This window comes from Rathayibacter sp. AY1B4, from assembly GCF_002932815.1.
Classification (GTDB): domain Bacteria; phylum Actinomycetota; class Actinomycetes; order Actinomycetales; family Microbacteriaceae; genus Rathayibacter.
The window spans coordinates 1-14,599 of sequence record NZ_PSWN01000028.1 but is presented as its reverse complement, the minus strand read 5'-3'; the positions used below and the strand labels follow the sequence as shown (position 1 = coordinate 14,599).

The window sequence follows — 14,599 nt, the reverse complement described above, 5'->3', positions numbered from 1 at the left end:
GTGCTCCGTTTTCTTGGTTGGTGGTGCGGGGTTATCGGTGCCGCCGGTTGGGGCGCCGAGAAGGTCCGGTTATCCGGCGAGGGTGAGAGGGGCGTCGGTGAGGCCCATGTCGAAGTGCAGGTGGTTCGGGGTGTCGTAGAACCCGCCGATGTTCGTGTAGTGGGTCGAGCGGCACTGGATCTGGCCGGCCCGCGAGCCGTTCGGCACCTGGGGGTCGAGGACGCTGAGCAGCTGCAAGGCGTTCGCGTCGCAGCCCGTAGTGGCGGTGCCGTTGAATGCGGTGAAGTCCACCGCGTGACCGCCGCCGTCGATGTAGTGGGAGGAGGCGGTGCCCGCCCCTAGCCCGGTCTCGTTCGTGCACTTGCGGTTGAGGTCGGAGACGCCCACCGTGTCGAACGTGTTCAGCGCAATGGTGATGATCTGGAGGATGCGGACGTCGAGGCCGCAGTCTGCCGACGCGGTGCCCGCGGCGACGTCGCGGACCTGCTGCGCGTAGCGGTCCTCGAGGAAGCGCAGACGCCCCTCATCCATCGCCTTCACGAGGCCCTGCGCGAGAGCTTGCGCATCGCCAGAGATAGCCGCGCATCCGGCGGCCACGAGGGGCGGCGTGGCCGTCGACGTCGACACGGGCACTGCGGCCCCGGTCGTCGCGGCCGGGGTGCTGCCGAGGCCGGCGAGGTAGGCCATGATCGCCACGGCGTCGGCGCGGTACTTCGTGTAGTGGTTCGGGTCGGCGTTGCGCTGGACTTTGTTGATCGCGATGGAGGGCTCCATCGTCTGCCAGCCCTCGACTGCCACGAGGCGGTCGTAGAAGAAGCCCGCGGAGGTCGTGGGGTCCATGCGCTGCTCGACGGTGCCCCAGCTCGACTGCTGCTGGAACAGGCCGATCGAGTCAGCGACCGAGCCGTCCGGGTTGATCGCCCCGTCCCCGTAGTTGATGTTCACCAGCGAGGACTCACCGATCGCCGTCTGCACGCCGAGCGTCTGCCCGTCCGCGCCGAGGCCCTTCGCGGCCCCGGCGTTGACGATCAGGCCCGCGTTGACGAGCTGATCGTGGCCGTAGCCACCGACTCGAGCATCTGCCGGGATCGCGGCCACGTTGACCGGTCCCCCGCCCGGCAGACATGCCGCAGCGGCCGAGCCGCCGAAGAACAGCACCCACAGGAGCATCGCGATCGCGACGACGGGCACCATGATCGCTGCCAGCACCCCCACTCCCCCCTTCGCCACCGGGTTACTCCGATGCCAAGGGGGTGATCTGCTCGACAGCCCACGGAGAGGTGTCGAGGGGGCGGTGCACGTACACCGAGTAGTCGCCGGCATCCGTGGGGACCAGGACGCGCGCGGTGTAGGCACCGTCGGTGTCCCGAATCTGCGCGGTACCGGTGACGCCCGTGCAGGGCACGTTCGCCGGGTCGACGGTTTCGTAAGCAACCGCCGCAGCCTGCGACAGCACCGGGTACAGCTCAGCGATCCACGTGTCGTAGTCGAGGGACGGACGACAGAACAGTGTCACTGCGCGGGTCGCGAGAGCCGTCGAGTCGGTTTCGGCATCCGGGTCAGCTTCGGCGTCGTGGTCGTGCGGCACCGACTCGGCATCGGGCGTCTCCTCAGCGGATGCCTCAACGGAGGGCGTGGCCGATACAGAAGGAGTCGAGCCTGAGGACGTTTGCACCGCCGGTTCGCTGCTCGAGCAACCCGCCAAGGCGAGCCCGACTGCGACGGCGACCGCGCCGAGCTGAACGCTGTTGCGCTGCCGTGTGTGCTTCATGCCGGTGGTCCCCTTCATCGCCGTGAGCACCAACCTAGACCAGAAATGCCCGTTTGGACACTCGGGAGTTGCCCAAATGGGACACTGCCTGTCTACACTGACGGCAGGCGACACCCGCCGACCTAGAATCGTGGTGTGGAGGTGGACTCAACGAACGTCAATGCCGCAATAGGCGAGGCCGTCAAGAGCGCCATCTACGAAGCCGGTTTCAACGTGAAGGCCGCGGCCGAAAGAGCCGGCCTCCCCTATCGGACCGTCCTCCGCTACATCAAGGGCGAGCGAGATATGCCGGTACCGGTACTTCTTGCCCTCGTGCACGCCACCAACGCCGACCTGGATGCACTCGTGAAGCAACTTCGCGGGCGCGTAGCCTTCAAGGAGTTGGTTGGCTACGTCGTAGACGGAAACACCACGGGTGAAGAATCCAGCGCACTCCGGCCCGCCGAACTGGCGCGCCGTCTCTCGCTCGTTTTCAACTCACGTGGCCTCGATGCGACCTCTTCCCGCACCAAAATCTCCGAGATCCTTCTCCTCAGCGGGGCCTCGATCGACCGCCAAGAATGGGGCCTGCTCATGACCGGGCAACTCCCCTCCGCGCCGAGAGTCGACGTACTCTTCGCCGTGGCCGAAGCACTCGACATCGACCCTGACTACCTCCTTCGCGACGATCCCGAGCTGGTCGAAGCCGTGGAGGCGCGGCTGGGATTCGACGGTGCCATGCGCACCCTCGGCATCGAGCGCGTCGCTGCGCGCTCCCTCGGCACGATTGAGCCCGCCGAGCTGCGCGGCATCGCTGCCGTCGTCTCCGAAATCGTCACCGAGCTGCGCCGCTAGCGCACGCTCCGCCCCGCCGGGCTCGCAGCTTCGCCCTGCGCGCAATGCCGTCTAAAGTGGATGAGCTTGTCCCGGCCAGGCGAACGGAGTCCACCTATGGCGTCAGACTCCACGGAACGAGGCCGCGGCCGGTGGCGGATGCTCCGCCGCAACGGCCAGGGTCGCAGCGGCTCCATCGTCCAAGCCGCCGACGAGTTCGTAGCGCAGCTCGCCCTTCCCGCGGCCGCGACGTGGGATGACCTGCAAGCGGCTGTCGAGAAGGTCTACGGCAAGCCCATCTACTTGATCGCCTCCGCCAGCACTGCCCTCAAAACGGTCACCGGCTTGTGGATCGACACGGCCGAGTTCGGCACCGTCGTCTGCCGAGAGAGCGACGAGCTGCACTACCAAAGCCAGAACGCCTGCCACGAGCTCGCTCACATCCTCTTCGTCTACGCTCCCGACGCCTGGTTCAGCGAGCAGATCCCGCGCCTGGTGCACCCCGACCGCAGGGCCGGCGCCACGCACCTCTGCGCGCCTACCGACGATCCGGACAGTGTGGAAGCCAAGGCGGAGATTGCAATCGAAGAAGTAGCCTTCGCCATGGTCCGCCGCATCCAAACACTCAATAGGACGAGCGAAGAAACGTATTTCGGATGATCCAGCAGGTATGCCTCGCGCTCCTCATCGCCCTGGTGATGGTGCGCGCGCCCCGTGCCATCGCGTCACCCGCCGGTCGCCCCGCGTTCTGGGCCACCGTCAGCGGCATCGTCGCCCTCTCCACCTACGGCTGGCCAGTCCCGTTCGACACCTACGACACCCTGTTGGGTGGATCCAACGTGATCACCCTCGTCCGCGACCTCGCGGCCACGTCCGCATTCTGGTTCTTCCGTGAAGCTCTCGGACGTCGCGCCGGCGGCGAAGGCCGCATCGGCAGCCGGTGGGGCCTCGCCCTCATGTTCGGCTCTTACATCGTCCCGTTCCTGCTCATCCGCGACCGCGGAGACACGAGCAAGGACTTCATCATCGATCGCCTCGACCAGACGGCCGTGTGGCTCTACGGATCGGCCTACATGGCGACTCTCGTGTGGTTGTCCGTCTCCTCGATCATCAACGCCCGCCGCAACTGGCGCGGAGTGCAGGTCGTGTTCACCACCGGCTTCGCCGTGACAACCGTGGGATGCCTGATCGAAATCGGCTTCCTTACCGCCTCGCACTTCGGATACGGCGGAGACGCCTTCCGCTACTCCGTATGGAACGCTGCAGAAATCCCCTTCTTCCTCGGGCTGCTCATCATCATGCTGGGCATCGGATGGACCGCGATCGTTCTCCCCATCCGCCACCGCCTCGTCGTCGCTCGCGCGTCGCGCTACGCCGTCCGCCACAACCTCATTGAGCGGCCGACCATCACCACCTATCTCGGAGAGCGCCGACTCATCGCTCACGCTCAGCAGGTGCTCGTGAGCACCAAGAACGCTCAGGTTCGAGGGGACATCGACCTCACTCCCGCCGCGTGTGCTGCGCTCGAGCGCCTGCGGGCGCTCATCTCACCCGACCGGGCATTCACCCCTCGGGTCATCGGCGGCAACGGCATCGGGAAGGCCGCGTAGCCCTCGTGGGAGCCCTCTGGATCGCGATCCCCGCCGCCGTCGTCGGTGCCGCCGGCGTCGGGATCGTCGCGACCGTGGCCGGCCGCGTCATCCGACCCCAGCGCAGCAAGCCGACACCAATCGCCGCCGTTCCGGCGCCCGATCGCATCGTGCTCGCGCCCACGCCGATCACCAAGCAGGACGGTACCCTCGGGCTGCTCTACGACGACGAATCTCGGCACGCTGTTCTCGGCCCGATTCTGCGCACCGGAGCGGACGGCATCGAGCGAACGCTGACCGTCCCTCCCGGCAGCCCCTCCCCCGCCGCCGGCTTTGTCAGCCGACCAATCGGCAACGTGTTCGCCACGGCGAAAGAACTTGACCCCGAGGCCCGGGAGGTTCCGGTCGCAACTGAGCTGGGCGACGCGCCCGCGTGGTTGTTCCCCGGCGACGGAGACGCCGCGAGCACCTGGGCGATCCACGTTCACGGCAGCCTGTCCGGACGAGACGGCGCTTTCCGCTCCGTTCACGCCCTCAGAAGGACCGGGTACACCTCACTGGTCCCCTCGTTCCGAGGCGACGGAGAAGGCCCGCCTGCGCCGCTGGATGCCTTCACCCTGGGGCAGACGGAGTGGCCCGACGTCGACGCCGCGATCGCTCTCGCGCTCGAGCGCGGAGCCCGCCGCGTCCTGCTCGTGGGCTGGTCGAGCGGAGCGTCGATCGCTCTGCGCCTCGCTACGAGCTCGGCGCACCGCTCGCAGATCGCCGGGCTGATCCTCGTCTCCCCCGTCCTCAGCTGGCGCAGCAGCGTGCTCTACAGCGCCGCCAATGCCGGCGTCCCCCGCGTCATCGCCTCCGCGGCCATAGCCGCCCTCGCGACGCCGATCCTCAGCCGCCTCCTCGGGTCGCCGGTTCCGTTGGACTTCCACGCTCTCGACTGGACCCGAGCGTCAGTGCAAGTCCCCGTGCCTGCACTCCTGATCCACTCCGAAGGTGACCGCACCACCCCGTTCAGCGACTCCCGTGCGTTCAGCCAGACGCACGAGCAGGCTCCTCTCGTGCCCGCCCGGCCCTCCGCTCACGCCCTCGAATGGAACGCTGACCCGGCTGTCTTCGAGAAGGCCGTCACAACCTGGTGCGCAGCCACGCTCTGACGCCCCGTCAAAAGCAAGATAGCCAGATACCTATATAGGTATCTGGCTATCTAGTACCACGCGGCTGGCTAGGCCAGCGGGTTGCGATCGCGGTACTCGCGCAGCGCCGACTCCACAATGTCGCGCTTGGTTCGTCCTGTTGCGACGCGCAGGTCCTCGACGTAGTACGACAGCTCCGCCTCGATATCGGCGTGCAGAACCTCCGTAGGCGCCTTCCGCGGCCGAGAACGAGGAGCCGTGGCACCCGTTCGCGCCGGGGCCGACGTCGCCGGTGCGGCCACAGCAGGAGCCGGCGCCGGGCGCGGCTTCGAGTCGATCGGGTCGCGCCGGTCCGGCGCCGGCTGTGCCCGTCGAGCGGGAAGGCTCTGGGGGCGGTCCTCGTTGGTCATCGGATCACCTTTCGTGCGAGTTCTCGGTATGCCTGGGCGACGGGGGCTCCCTTGCGGAAGCGGCCGTACCAGTCGTGCGAGTACCGGACCTCCCCCACGATCGTCCGATGTGGAATGAGCGGCGTCAGCAGAAGGCCCGTCCCCCGCATCTGCTCGATGCTGTGGGTCGCCTCGCGCGGCGTTACCGTCTCCTTGTAGCCGCCGACGATGATGCCGGCCTCAGCGACCGCCTGGCGGCCGCTGGTGGCGTTGTAGCGCATCACGCTCTCCTGTGCCCCCAGGAACCCGTCTACGCCGTCCGCGGTCGGCGTGGCCGCGTAGATCACCGATTCGGCCGCCGTCAGAGCGTTGAAGATCAGTGAGCCGCCCTGGCGGTTCGGGCAGTCGATGATCACCAGGTCGGCAGGCACTCCCTCGAGCGAGTCGGCCAGACGATGCCCGACCTCCCCCGGGTCGTCCGTCTCGCGGGCACTCACGCTGCGGTCGGACGGGATGACTCGAAGGTTCTCGTGGAACGGTGACGGCACGGCCAGCTCGTCCGCCCATCCCCGGGGGTCCTGGTTGCCGAGGATCGCCCCGACGTCGAGTCCGACGTCGACGGGCTGCGCGTCGAGCCACTTGGTCGTCGCCCCGCGCGGATCGAGGTCGATCAGGATGACGCGCTTGCCGTCCTCCGCCGCCACCGTTGCCAGGGAGACGGCGGTGGTGCTCTTCGTCGCGCCACCGCTCTCGCTGTAGATCATCATCGTCTGCATGGCAGCAACCTATCTTGATACCTACACAGATAGCAAGCTACCCAGATACCTATATAGGTATCTGGGTAGGACACGCCCGACCGAAACCTGTCGAGCCGCCCGCCGCCTGGGCCGTGATCGCATGTCGGTGGAGTCGACATACACTCGAACGCATTCGAACACACGTTCGACTAAGCGAGGGAGGGTGGCATGAGCGTCACCGTCGTGGACCGCATAGCCACACCGGCCGAGGAGGCCGTCTCCATCGCCTTCCTCGTCACCGGCGACGCGGTGGCCGCAGGCTTCCCGTCGCCGGCGCAGGACTACTTCGACGGCTCTCTTGACCTCAACGACCACCTGATCCGCGACAAGACCTCGACGTTCATCGTCCGCGTGTCCGGCGAGAGCATGACCGGCGCCGGCATCAGCGACGGCGACGAGCTCGTGGTCGACCGCTCGATCACACCGACCCACGGCAGCGTCGTCATCGCGATTCTCGACGGCGAGCTGACCGTCAAGCGGCTCGAACTGCACCGCGGGGGAGTGGTGCTGCGTGCCGAGAACCCCGACTATCCCCCGATCGTCGTCCCCGAGCTGAGCGACCTCCAGGTGTGGGGCGTCGTCACCGTCTGCCTTCACCGGCTCCACCGTGCGCTCTGAGCGCCGCATCGGCCTCATCGACGTCAATTCCTTCTACGTGTCGTGCGAGCGCCTGTTCGATCCCAAGCTGAGCGGGCGGCCCGTCGTCGTCCTGTCGAACAACGACGGCTGCGTGGTCGCCCGCTCCGACGAGGTGAAGCAGCTCGGCATCGAGAACGGCACCCCCTGGTTCAAGATCGAACCTCTGATCAGAGCCGGCCGACTCCCGGAGGTCATCGCCCGCTCGAGCAACTACGAGCTGTACGGCGAGCTGTCCGCGCGCGTCATGGAGCTGCTGGGCCGGTACTCCGCGTGGCAGGAGGTGTACTCGATCGATGAGAGCTTCGTCGGCGTCGACGGCGATGTGACGGAGCGGGAGAAGATCGGCCGCGCAATGCGCGCGGCCGTCGCGAAGAACGTCGGCCTGCCGGTCTGCGTGGGCTTCGGGCCGAGCAAGACTCTCGCGAAGTTCGTCAACAAGGGCGGTGCGAAGAAGCACCCGAGCCTCGGGGGAGTGTGCGACACCGACTGGTACACGCCCGAGCAGATGGACGGCCTCATGGCCTCCCAGCACGTCACCGAGCTGTGGGGAGTCGCTGGCCGCACCGCGAAGCGCCTCGCAGAGCTGAACATCCACACGATCCGCGACCTCCGCGACGCGGACCCCGCGCTCATCCGCAAGAAGTTCTCCGTCGTCTTGCAGCGCTCGGTCTATGAGCTGCGCGGCGTCGACTGCATCCCGCTCGAGGCCGCCCGCACGGTTCGGGACCAGCTGATCTTCTCGCGCTCGTTCGCCACTCCGGTGACGACGATCGCGGACATGGAGCAGGTGCTCTCCGTCTACGCGCAGCGCGCCGCGCACCGCCTCCGGGCGCAGGGGTCGGTCACCAAGACGATGAGCGTGTTCGCGTCGACGTCGCCCTACGCCGACGCGCCCTACGAGTCCGCCGGCGGCATGGCTGGCTTCCCCGTCCCCACCGACGATCCGGTGACTATCGTCAAGGCCGCCACCGGCACTCTCGTGCCCAGGCTGCGCGAGGGCGCGCGCTACGTGCGCGCCGGCGTGATCCTCACCAACCTGTCCGCGAAGGGCTCTCACGCCCTGCTCGACGTGTTCGACAACGACTTCGACACCAAGGGCATCGGCGCCACGATCGACGCCGTGACCAAGCGCCACGGCCGCGCTGCGGTCGGGCTTGGCCTCGCCGGCATCCGCAAGGGACCGGTGTGGACGATGAAACGCGAAGCGCTGTCTCTGCGCGCGACGACGCACTGGGGAGAGCTGGCAACAGCGCACGCGCGGTGACCTCTGTCGGCGGCTCTCGCGCTGAGATAGAATGTTCTATAGGAGGTGGTTGCCGTGTCGATCGCTGAGAGGCCCGATGGGGACACTGTTCGCCGGCTGCGCAGCTTGCAGGTCGTGACGCGCGTGTCCTACCTTCGCGCGCTGCGCGCCGTGGCCCAGGACACCACGCAAAAGCAGCTCGCCAGTCAGATCGGTATCTCTCAACCCTCCGTCAACAGCGCCCTGAAGTCCGCGGCCGCGGTTCCCGACGTGCGCCCCGGGTTCTCCGGCGCGACGCCCTACGAGATTGCCCAGCGCTACGACGCGGGGGAGTTGACGAGGGAGCAGGTCATCGATGAGCTTGGCCGCTGGTCGTATCGCCCCGGATCGCCCAGCGACGGCTACGACTGGACCACCTTGGACCCGGGGGAGTTCGCGGAGGTCCGGCGTGCGCTCAGTGAGCACCTGATCGAGGCAGACACCTACGACGAGATCCTGGACCGCTACTGCGAGCAAGGTCGGTGACGGGGGAGGACTCGTCAGCGATCGCCACGCACCGCGAAACGGTGCGCGCGTGGGCGCGAGCGGGAGGCCCACTGAGCCCGGCGAGCGAGCGCGCGACGGTCAACAATCGCAACTGGTTCCGCCGGGACCCTGACGGGGTATTCGAGCCGCGCGCTGCACGCCAGCTGCTCCACGACCGCCTCCTAGCCGAGTACCGCGCACAGTTCCCTGACGTGCGTCACGAGCGAAAGGCGATCATCCTCGCCGGCCCGCCCGGAGCCGGGAAGTCGACCGTCCTCGCAGACGTGCTCGGCTCCGACCGCAGCGCCTGGCTCACCGTCGACGCCGACGAGTTCAAGCGGGCGTTACTCACCGAAGCGATCAAGGACGGCAGCTACGACCGCGCCATCCTGCCGCCGGAGGTCCGCGCCGCCGAGGCGGCGGGGGAGAAGTTCTTCCCGCTCGAGCTGGCCTCCCTCGTGCACGAAGAATCCTCCCTCCTTGCGACGGAGCTGCGCCAGGTAGCGATGCGAGAAGGTCAGAACGTCGTCATCGACACCGTGCTCTCCTCGCCCGACAAGGCCGTCGAGCTGGGGCAACAGTTCGCGGCCGCCGGCTACAGCGTCGAAGTGATCGACGTCGAGGTCCCATTCGAGCTGTCCGAAGCGCGGATCGCCGGCCGCTGGCAGCAGTCCTACGAGCGCGCCCTCGCCGGCGCCGATGAGCTCGGCGGCCGATGGGTTCCCAGCGAGTACGCCCGCAACGTCTACGCCGGACCCGAGGGCCGCTCCCTCCCCGAGTTCGCCGCTGAACAGCTCGCGGAAACCGGCGCGACCGTGATGCGGTTCCGCCGGTTCAACACCCCCGGCGAAGGACAGCCGCGCACTCTCGACGTCGACCAGTCCCGCACCGCGTTCGGGCGCCCCTTGGTCGACACGGCCCTCGTGCAGACACGCGCCGCAGCCGCTCAGAGCTTCCCCACGAGCAGAAGGCCCACCCGCGGCCCTGACCACGGAGGGCTCGGCCGCTAGCCCAGCCCCACCACACCCGGCACGTTTCGCAAGCCGGGCGCTCTGTCATCCCCTGTACCCCGCTCAGCGCGGCGTAGACGCCCGTTCCGGGGGCGCGAGGGTCCTCGCGCAGCGTCGCTCCGCGACGCCGTGGGGAGGCCGCACAGCGGCCCATCCTTCGGGTTTTCTTCACCTCTCCGCGGTCTCAACCTATTTCGCTCCACCGGCTGCGTGCCACCGATCCCGGACGCGCCCTCCGGGCTTATTTCGCCCGTGATCGGCGTCACTCCGCCGCCTCCACTCAAACGGTCATTCCCGCCGGAGAGGCAAAGAAAAACGATCAGCCAGAGGGAGAGACGCCATGAGCGAGCAGCGCGGCACACGTACCGAAGTCATCAAGAGCGAGAACCACGGACCCGGGGCCGAGGGGATCAGCCGGACCGCGCGTCAGGTGGTCATCGTCGGCGCCGGTGGCCGTGATCCGGTGACCAAGCAGACGCCCGCCGTGCACCTGGTCACCCGTCAGGGCCGCGCGGGGCTCCCCGGGGTGACGTTGCAGCACTTCGAGCCCGTCGAGCCGCTGGCCGCGGGCCTCGTCGGCTACATGGCCTCCGGTGCCTACGTCGTCGTGCCGGTCGCCGTCGCCCGGGCGCTCGACCTGTTCCCGGCCGCGTATGCGCTGCACGACCGCAGCGAGACGCCCGCCGACTACCTCGCCAACGACTGATCACCGACCCGAGAAGGAGACAGAGCATGCTCACCATCACCCACACCCCCGAGGCCGGAACGATCATCGAGGGCACCAGCCGCGGAGACGGCACCGCCGAAATCTTGAAGGCGTCCGGCTGGCGCTGGGGTCGCTCCATCACCGCCTGGTACGTCCCGCAGTCCCGCGACCGCCTCCCGAAGTGGTGGACCATCAACCGCGCCGCGACCGCGCTGCGCGAGGCCGGCCACGTCGTCACGATCGACGCCGCCGAAACGTTCCGGCCCACGGCCGAGGCCGAGGCGGACAAGATCGAGCGCCAGGCCGCCCGCGTCGACGCGCTCGATGCGAAGGCCGACCGGCGCGCCGCGGACGCCGACACCGCCGACGAGGCCGCGCGCCGCGCGTTCGATCGGCTCCCGGAGGGCGGCGAGCCGATCAAGATCGGCCACCACTCCGAAACGCGACACCGCAACGCGATCGAGAAGGCCCACAACGCGATGGGCCGCAGCGTCGAGGCCGACCGCGAAGCGACCCGCGCCCGCGCCCGCGCCGACGTCGCCGCCGGGACCACCGATCACCGGTACGCGCCCGGAATGGTCGCCCGCCGCATCGAGCGGATCGCAACCGATATCCGCGGGTACAGCCGGAAGATCGAGGGCAGCTCGCACAACTTCGGCGGCGGCTACATCGAGACGACGACCCCCGCGACCGGCGCCTACCGTGAGCGGCTGCTGACCCAGCGGGCGCAGCTCGAGGACGAGCACGCCTACTGGACCGCCGTCCGCGAGGCCCAGGCCGCCGCCGGAGAGGTCACGATCCACAGCCGCGACACGATCGCCAAAGGCGACATGATCAAGCACCGTTTCGGCTGGCACATCGTGACCCGCGTGAACCCCAAGAGCGTGACCGTCGCGCTCGACTGGAACGACACGACCCGTCCCTACAAGGTGAACTACGCCGACGTGCAGGGACACCACACCGCCGCCGAGGTCGAAGCAGCCCGCGCCGCGGCCGCCGAGAAGGCCGCCACCGAGACGGCCGCCGCGAGCTGAGGGCGAGGGCCGGCCCCCGGGCCGGCCCGTGAGGGGCGACCCCCTCACACTCCCCGGGCATCCCGTTCCGGGAGGCGCGAGCTGCACTCGCGCAGCGGCGACGGAGCACCGCCGATTGGAGGCCGCGACGCGGCCCATTCCACCCGTTTTCTTCACCTCTCCGCGGTTTCAACCTATTTCGCTCCACCGGCTCCGTGCCGCCGCTATCGGACGCGCCCTGCGGGCTTATTTCGCCCGCTATCGGCGTCACTGCGCCGTCTCCACTCAAACGGTTTTCCCCGCCGGAGAGGCAAAGAAAAACGATCAGCCAGAGGGAGCACCCACACCATGCAGACCGCCACCGAATTGCAGACCACGGCTAAGACCTATCTCACGCTCGCGAACACCCGCGCGGTGAGCATCCGCGTCGTGGGCACCGACCCCAAGACGACGCCCTCCGTGCTCGTCACCCGCCGCAAGTCCGGCGTCTGGGAGGCGTGGCACTCCGACCAGCTGCACGGCATCACCAGCGGCTCGTTCCGCCACTGCGTCGCCCACGCCCGCCGCGCAGCGATCAGCCGCGTCGCCCCGTTCCTGAACCGCTGAGAGGACCACACCATGACCCCCACCGACACCGGCCGCGCCACGGCCGAGCAGCTCGCCCTCATCCTCGACACCCGCCGCGCCGAGTCCGACGACGACGCGACCGCCACGGACGCCGAGATCCTCGCGCACATCCGCAACACGCTCACCCTTCCCGGCGAAGGAGCCCCGGGCGGATTCCCCGTCACCGACGACGGCACCGCCTACGCCGCCGCGCTGATCGCGTTCCTCACCCCCGCCGACAAGCAGGACACCGGCGCGGCACTGGCCGCTTTCCTCACCCCGACCCCGGAGACGCTGGACGAGCGTGCGGCGCGCATCGAGTCGAACCGGCGCGCGGATGAGGAGTGGCAGGCGCTCTCCCCGGCGGAGCAGGCCGCGCAGATCGCGGCCGTCGAGCGGGCGGAAAACCCCAGCGGGCCGTGCGACTGCGCCAACTGCTACGAGCCCGCCGACCGGTAGCCGCGCGGCGCGGGCCGGCCTGCGGGCCGACCCGTGAGGGGCGACCCCCTCACACTCCCCGGTCTTCCCCGTTCCGGGGGCGCGAGCTGCACTCGCGCAGCGGTGACGGAGCACCGCCGGCGGGAGCCGCTACGCGGCCGGATTACCCGTTTTCTTCACCTCTCCGCGGTTTCAACCTATCTCGCTCCGTCGGCTACGTGCCGTCTCTCTCGGACGCGGTCGCACGCTCCCTTATTTCGCCCGAGAGAGCCGTCACTCCGCCGACTCCACTCAATTGGTTTTCACTCGCCGGAGAGGCAAAGAAAAACGATCAGGAAGACGACAAAAGCCCCGTAGTTGGGTTAGAACCACGGGACTTGTCGCCTCAATGATCGCACACCGATCAAGGAGAAACCATCGTGACTATCACCACCGGAACCGGGACCGTTCAGCACATCGACCCGACCACCCTCGTGATCGAGGCGAACGTCCGCACCAGCGCCCCGCTGACGAAGGACTTCATCGCGTCGATCCGCGAGAACGGGGTCATCACCCCGGTCCTCGCCCGCCGCGACGAGCACGGCAACGTCATCGTCCGCGCCGGACAGCGCCGCACCCTCGCCGCCCGCGAGGCCGGAGTGCCCACGATCCCGGTCTACGTCGTGGAGGGCGACGAGACGACCGCCGACCGGATCGTTCAGCAAATCATCGAGAACGACCAGCGCGCCGAACTTTCGGTCGCGGACCGCACCGCCGCGTGGGCGCAGCTCGCGTTCGAGGGCATCACCGCCGCAGCGATCGCCAAGCGCACCGGCATCAAGACCGACGCGGTGAAGAAGGGCCTCGCGGTCGCGGAGTCCGCGACCGTCACGTCCGTTCTGCACGAGCACGAGCTGACCCTGGACCAGGCGGCGGTGCTGTTGGAGTTCGAGGACGACGCCGACGCCCGCGCGACCCTGATCGAGGTCGCCACCCACGACCCGGCCCAGTTCGAGCACACCGCGCAGACCCTCCGCGACGAGGCCGCGCACCAGGCGCTCCTCGCGGCGACCGCCGCCGAGTACACCGGCAACGGCTTCCAGATCCTCACCCGCTCCGACGCCTACGGCGACGCAGCGACGTGGACGCCGGTGCGGCAGCTGCGCGGCGAGGACGGGAAGGGCGTCACCCCCGAGCAGGTCGCCGCCGCTCCCGGCCGCGGAGTGCTCATCGACACCAGCTGGCGCGGCGAGGTCGAGGTCACCCTCCTCGTCCAGGACCCCACCGCCGCCGGATTCACCTACGCCTACGGAGCCCCCGAGCAGCCGCAGACCGAGGAGGAGGCCGAAGAGGAGCGGGCCGAGAAGTCCGCGGAGCGGAAGGTCCTCATCGCCAACAACAAGGCGTGGAACGCGGCCGAGAAGGTGCGCCGCGAGTGGATCGCGACGTTCCTCGCCCGCAAGACCCTCCCCAAGGACGCGGATCGCGTCATCGCTCTCGGCCTCACCGCTCACCGGTTCGCGGTGTCCTCCGGGATGACGGGCGGCAGCGACCTCGCGCACACGCTGCTACGCATCGAGCGCCCCTCCGGCTACCGCGCCGACGCCCTCGCAGCGCTGGTCGAGGCGAACCCCGCCAAGGCCCGTCTGGTCGCGCTGGCCGTAGTGCTCGGAGGCCAGGAGGCGCACACGAGCAAGGAGTCCTGGCGACGCGGCGACGAGCGCACTGCCGAGCACTTCCGCCAGCTCGCGGCCTGGGGATACGCGCTCTCCCCGGTCGAGCAGGTCGTCACCGGCGACAGCACCCCCGCCGACGCCGCAGGGCTCAGCTAGCCCACCCGGCGGGACCGGCTCGCGCCGGTCCCGCCCCTGCTCTTCTCCCACTGCTGCACAGGAAGGCCCACCATGACCACCACGACCACCGCACCCCGGCCCGCCCACCGCTTCGA

The 14,599-nt window shown here is 68.8% G+C and carries 17 protein-coding genes; 13 read left to right on the top strand and 4 right to left on the bottom strand.

The window, feature by feature from the left end; all coding sequences use genetic code 11:
- Window positions 1-69: 69 nt before the first annotated feature.
- Both C5D66_RS14885 and C5D66_RS14880 read right to left on the bottom strand, forming a co-directional pair.
- On the bottom strand, window positions 70-1,209 hold the full coding sequence (locus tag C5D66_RS14885; RefSeq protein ID WP_146086963.1) for a hypothetical protein: 1,140 nt from the start codon (window positions 1,207-1,209) through the stop codon (window positions 70-72).
- Window positions 1,210-1,234: 25 nt separating this feature from the next.
- Window positions 1,235-1,789, bottom strand: a complete 555-nt coding sequence (locus C5D66_RS14880; protein ID WP_146082606.1) for a hypothetical protein — start codon at window positions 1,787-1,789, stop codon at window positions 1,235-1,237.
- 117 nt (window positions 1,790-1,906) lie between these two features.
- Here C5D66_RS14880 and C5D66_RS14875 point away from each other — a divergent pair, with 117 nt between their 5' ends.
- The 4 genes from C5D66_RS14875 to C5D66_RS14860 all read left to right on the top strand — a co-directional run bounded on the left by C5D66_RS14875 (window position 1,907) and on the right by C5D66_RS14860 (window position 5,327).
- Window positions 1,907-2,605, top strand: coding sequence for a helix-turn-helix transcriptional regulator (locus C5D66_RS14875; RefSeq protein ID WP_104277462.1), 699 nt, complete (start codon window positions 1,907-1,909; stop codon window positions 2,603-2,605).
- A gap of 138 nt (window positions 2,606-2,743) precedes the next feature.
- Window positions 2,744-3,244 (top strand): hypothetical protein, encoded by a 501-nt coding sequence (locus C5D66_RS14870; protein ID WP_104277461.1) that lies wholly within the window; start codon window positions 2,744-2,746, stop codon window positions 3,242-3,244.
- The gene (locus C5D66_RS14865; RefSeq protein ID WP_104326964.1) at window positions 3,241-4,194 is read left to right on the top strand and encodes a hypothetical protein; all 954 of its coding nucleotides are present in this window, start codon (window positions 3,241-3,243) and stop codon (window positions 4,192-4,194) included. Before C5D66_RS14870 ends, C5D66_RS14865 begins: the two co-directional genes overlap by 4 nt.
- Window positions 4,195-4,199: 5 nt before the next feature.
- Window positions 4,200-5,327, top strand: a complete 1,128-nt coding sequence (locus C5D66_RS14860; RefSeq protein WP_181125769.1) for a S9 family peptidase — start codon at window positions 4,200-4,202, stop codon at window positions 5,325-5,327.
- Window positions 5,328-5,395: 68 nt separating this feature from the next.
- Here C5D66_RS14860 and C5D66_RS16905 read toward each other — a convergent pair whose 3' ends face one another.
- Together C5D66_RS16905 and C5D66_RS14855 are read right to left on the bottom strand one after the other, a co-directional pair.
- Window positions 5,396-5,716: a hypothetical protein gene (locus C5D66_RS16905; protein ID WP_146083931.1), complete on the bottom strand. Its 321-nt coding sequence runs from the start codon at window positions 5,714-5,716 to the stop codon at window positions 5,396-5,398.
- Window positions 5,713-6,471: a ParA family protein gene (locus tag C5D66_RS14855; RefSeq protein ID WP_104277458.1), complete on the bottom strand. Its 759-nt coding sequence runs from the start codon at window positions 6,469-6,471 to the stop codon at window positions 5,713-5,715. Before C5D66_RS14855 ends, C5D66_RS16905 begins: the two co-directional genes overlap by 4 nt.
- A gap of 189 nt (window positions 6,472-6,660) precedes the next feature.
- Between C5D66_RS14855 and C5D66_RS14850 the strand changes: the two genes are divergently transcribed.
- The 9 genes from C5D66_RS14850 (at window position 6,661) to C5D66_RS14810 (ending at window position 14,483) form a co-directional block, all read left to right on the top strand.
- Complete coding sequence (locus C5D66_RS14850) at window positions 6,661-7,110, top strand: LexA family transcriptional regulator (protein ID WP_104277457.1); 450 nt, start codon at window positions 6,661-6,663, stop codon at window positions 7,108-7,110.
- A complete protein-coding gene (locus C5D66_RS14845; RefSeq protein WP_104326962.1) occupies window positions 7,100-8,395 on the top strand; it encodes a Y-family DNA polymerase in 1,296 nt (431 codons plus the stop codon). Before C5D66_RS14850 ends, C5D66_RS14845 begins: the two co-directional genes overlap by 11 nt.
- Before the next feature lie 54 nt (window positions 8,396-8,449).
- Window positions 8,450-8,899 (top strand): hypothetical protein, encoded by a 450-nt coding sequence (locus tag C5D66_RS14840; RefSeq protein ID WP_104326961.1) that lies wholly within the window; start codon window positions 8,450-8,452, stop codon window positions 8,897-8,899.
- A 212-nt stretch (window positions 8,900-9,111) separates the two neighbouring features.
- Window positions 9,112-9,909 carry a zeta toxin family protein gene (locus C5D66_RS14835; RefSeq protein ID WP_258065201.1) on the top strand — a complete coding sequence of 266 codons (798 nt, stop codon included), beginning with the start codon at window positions 9,112-9,114 and terminating at the stop codon, window positions 9,907-9,909.
- Window positions 9,910-10,249: 340 nt separating this feature from the next.
- Complete coding sequence (locus tag C5D66_RS14830) at window positions 10,250-10,615, top strand: hypothetical protein (protein WP_104326960.1); 366 nt, start codon at window positions 10,250-10,252, stop codon at window positions 10,613-10,615.
- A 26-nt stretch (window positions 10,616-10,641) separates the two neighbouring features.
- Window positions 10,642-11,649: a DUF3560 domain-containing protein gene (locus tag C5D66_RS14825; protein WP_104326959.1), complete on the top strand. Its 1,008-nt coding sequence runs from the start codon at window positions 10,642-10,644 to the stop codon at window positions 11,647-11,649.
- 327 nt (window positions 11,650-11,976) lie between these two features.
- A complete protein-coding gene (locus tag C5D66_RS14820; protein WP_104326958.1) occupies window positions 11,977-12,234 on the top strand; it encodes a hypothetical protein in 258 nt (85 codons plus the stop codon).
- Between the two features lie 12 nt (window positions 12,235-12,246).
- Window positions 12,247-12,693 carry a hypothetical protein gene (locus C5D66_RS14815; RefSeq protein WP_104326957.1) on the top strand — a complete coding sequence of 149 codons (447 nt, stop codon included), beginning with the start codon at window positions 12,247-12,249 and terminating at the stop codon, window positions 12,691-12,693.
- Window positions 12,694-13,091: 398 nt separating this feature from the next.
- Window positions 13,092-14,483 carry a ParB/RepB/Spo0J family partition protein gene (locus C5D66_RS14810; RefSeq protein ID WP_104326956.1) on the top strand — a complete coding sequence of 464 codons (1,392 nt, stop codon included), beginning with the start codon at window positions 13,092-13,094 and terminating at the stop codon, window positions 14,481-14,483.
- Window positions 14,484-14,599: the final 116 nt, after the last annotated feature.

What these genes read in the sequence shown, in the direction of transcription:
- C5D66_RS14880 (WP_146082606.1), bottom strand. Translation starts at nt 1,789, where the DNA reads ATGAAGGGGACCACCGGCATGAAGCACACACGGCAGCGCAACAGCGTT.
- C5D66_RS14870 (WP_104277461.1), top strand. Translation starts at nt 2,744, where the DNA reads ATGCTCCGCCGCAACGGCCAGGGTCGCAGCGGCTCCATCGTCCAAGCC.
- C5D66_RS14865 (WP_104326964.1), top strand. Translation starts at nt 3,241, where the DNA reads ATGATCCAGCAGGTATGCCTCGCGCTCCTCATCGCCCTGGTGATGGTG.
- C5D66_RS16905 (WP_146083931.1), bottom strand. Translation starts at nt 5,716, where the DNA reads ATGACCAACGAGGACCGCCCCCAGAGCCTTCCCGCTCGACGGGCACAG.
- C5D66_RS14855 (WP_104277458.1), bottom strand. Translation starts at nt 6,471, where the DNA reads ATGCAGACGATGATGATCTACAGCGAGAGCGGTGGCGCGACGAAGAGC.
- C5D66_RS14850 (WP_104277457.1), top strand. Translation starts at nt 6,661, where the DNA reads ATGAGCGTCACCGTCGTGGACCGCATAGCCACACCGGCCGAGGAGGCC.
- C5D66_RS14830 (WP_104326960.1), top strand. Translation starts at nt 10,250, where the DNA reads ATGAGCGAGCAGCGCGGCACACGTACCGAAGTCATCAAGAGCGAGAAC.
- C5D66_RS14825 (WP_104326959.1), top strand. Translation starts at nt 10,642, where the DNA reads ATGCTCACCATCACCCACACCCCCGAGGCCGGAACGATCATCGAGGGC.
- C5D66_RS14820 (WP_104326958.1), top strand. Translation starts at nt 11,977, where the DNA reads ATGCAGACCGCCACCGAATTGCAGACCACGGCTAAGACCTATCTCACG.
- C5D66_RS14815 (WP_104326957.1), top strand. Translation starts at nt 12,247, where the DNA reads ATGACCCCCACCGACACCGGCCGCGCCACGGCCGAGCAGCTCGCCCTC.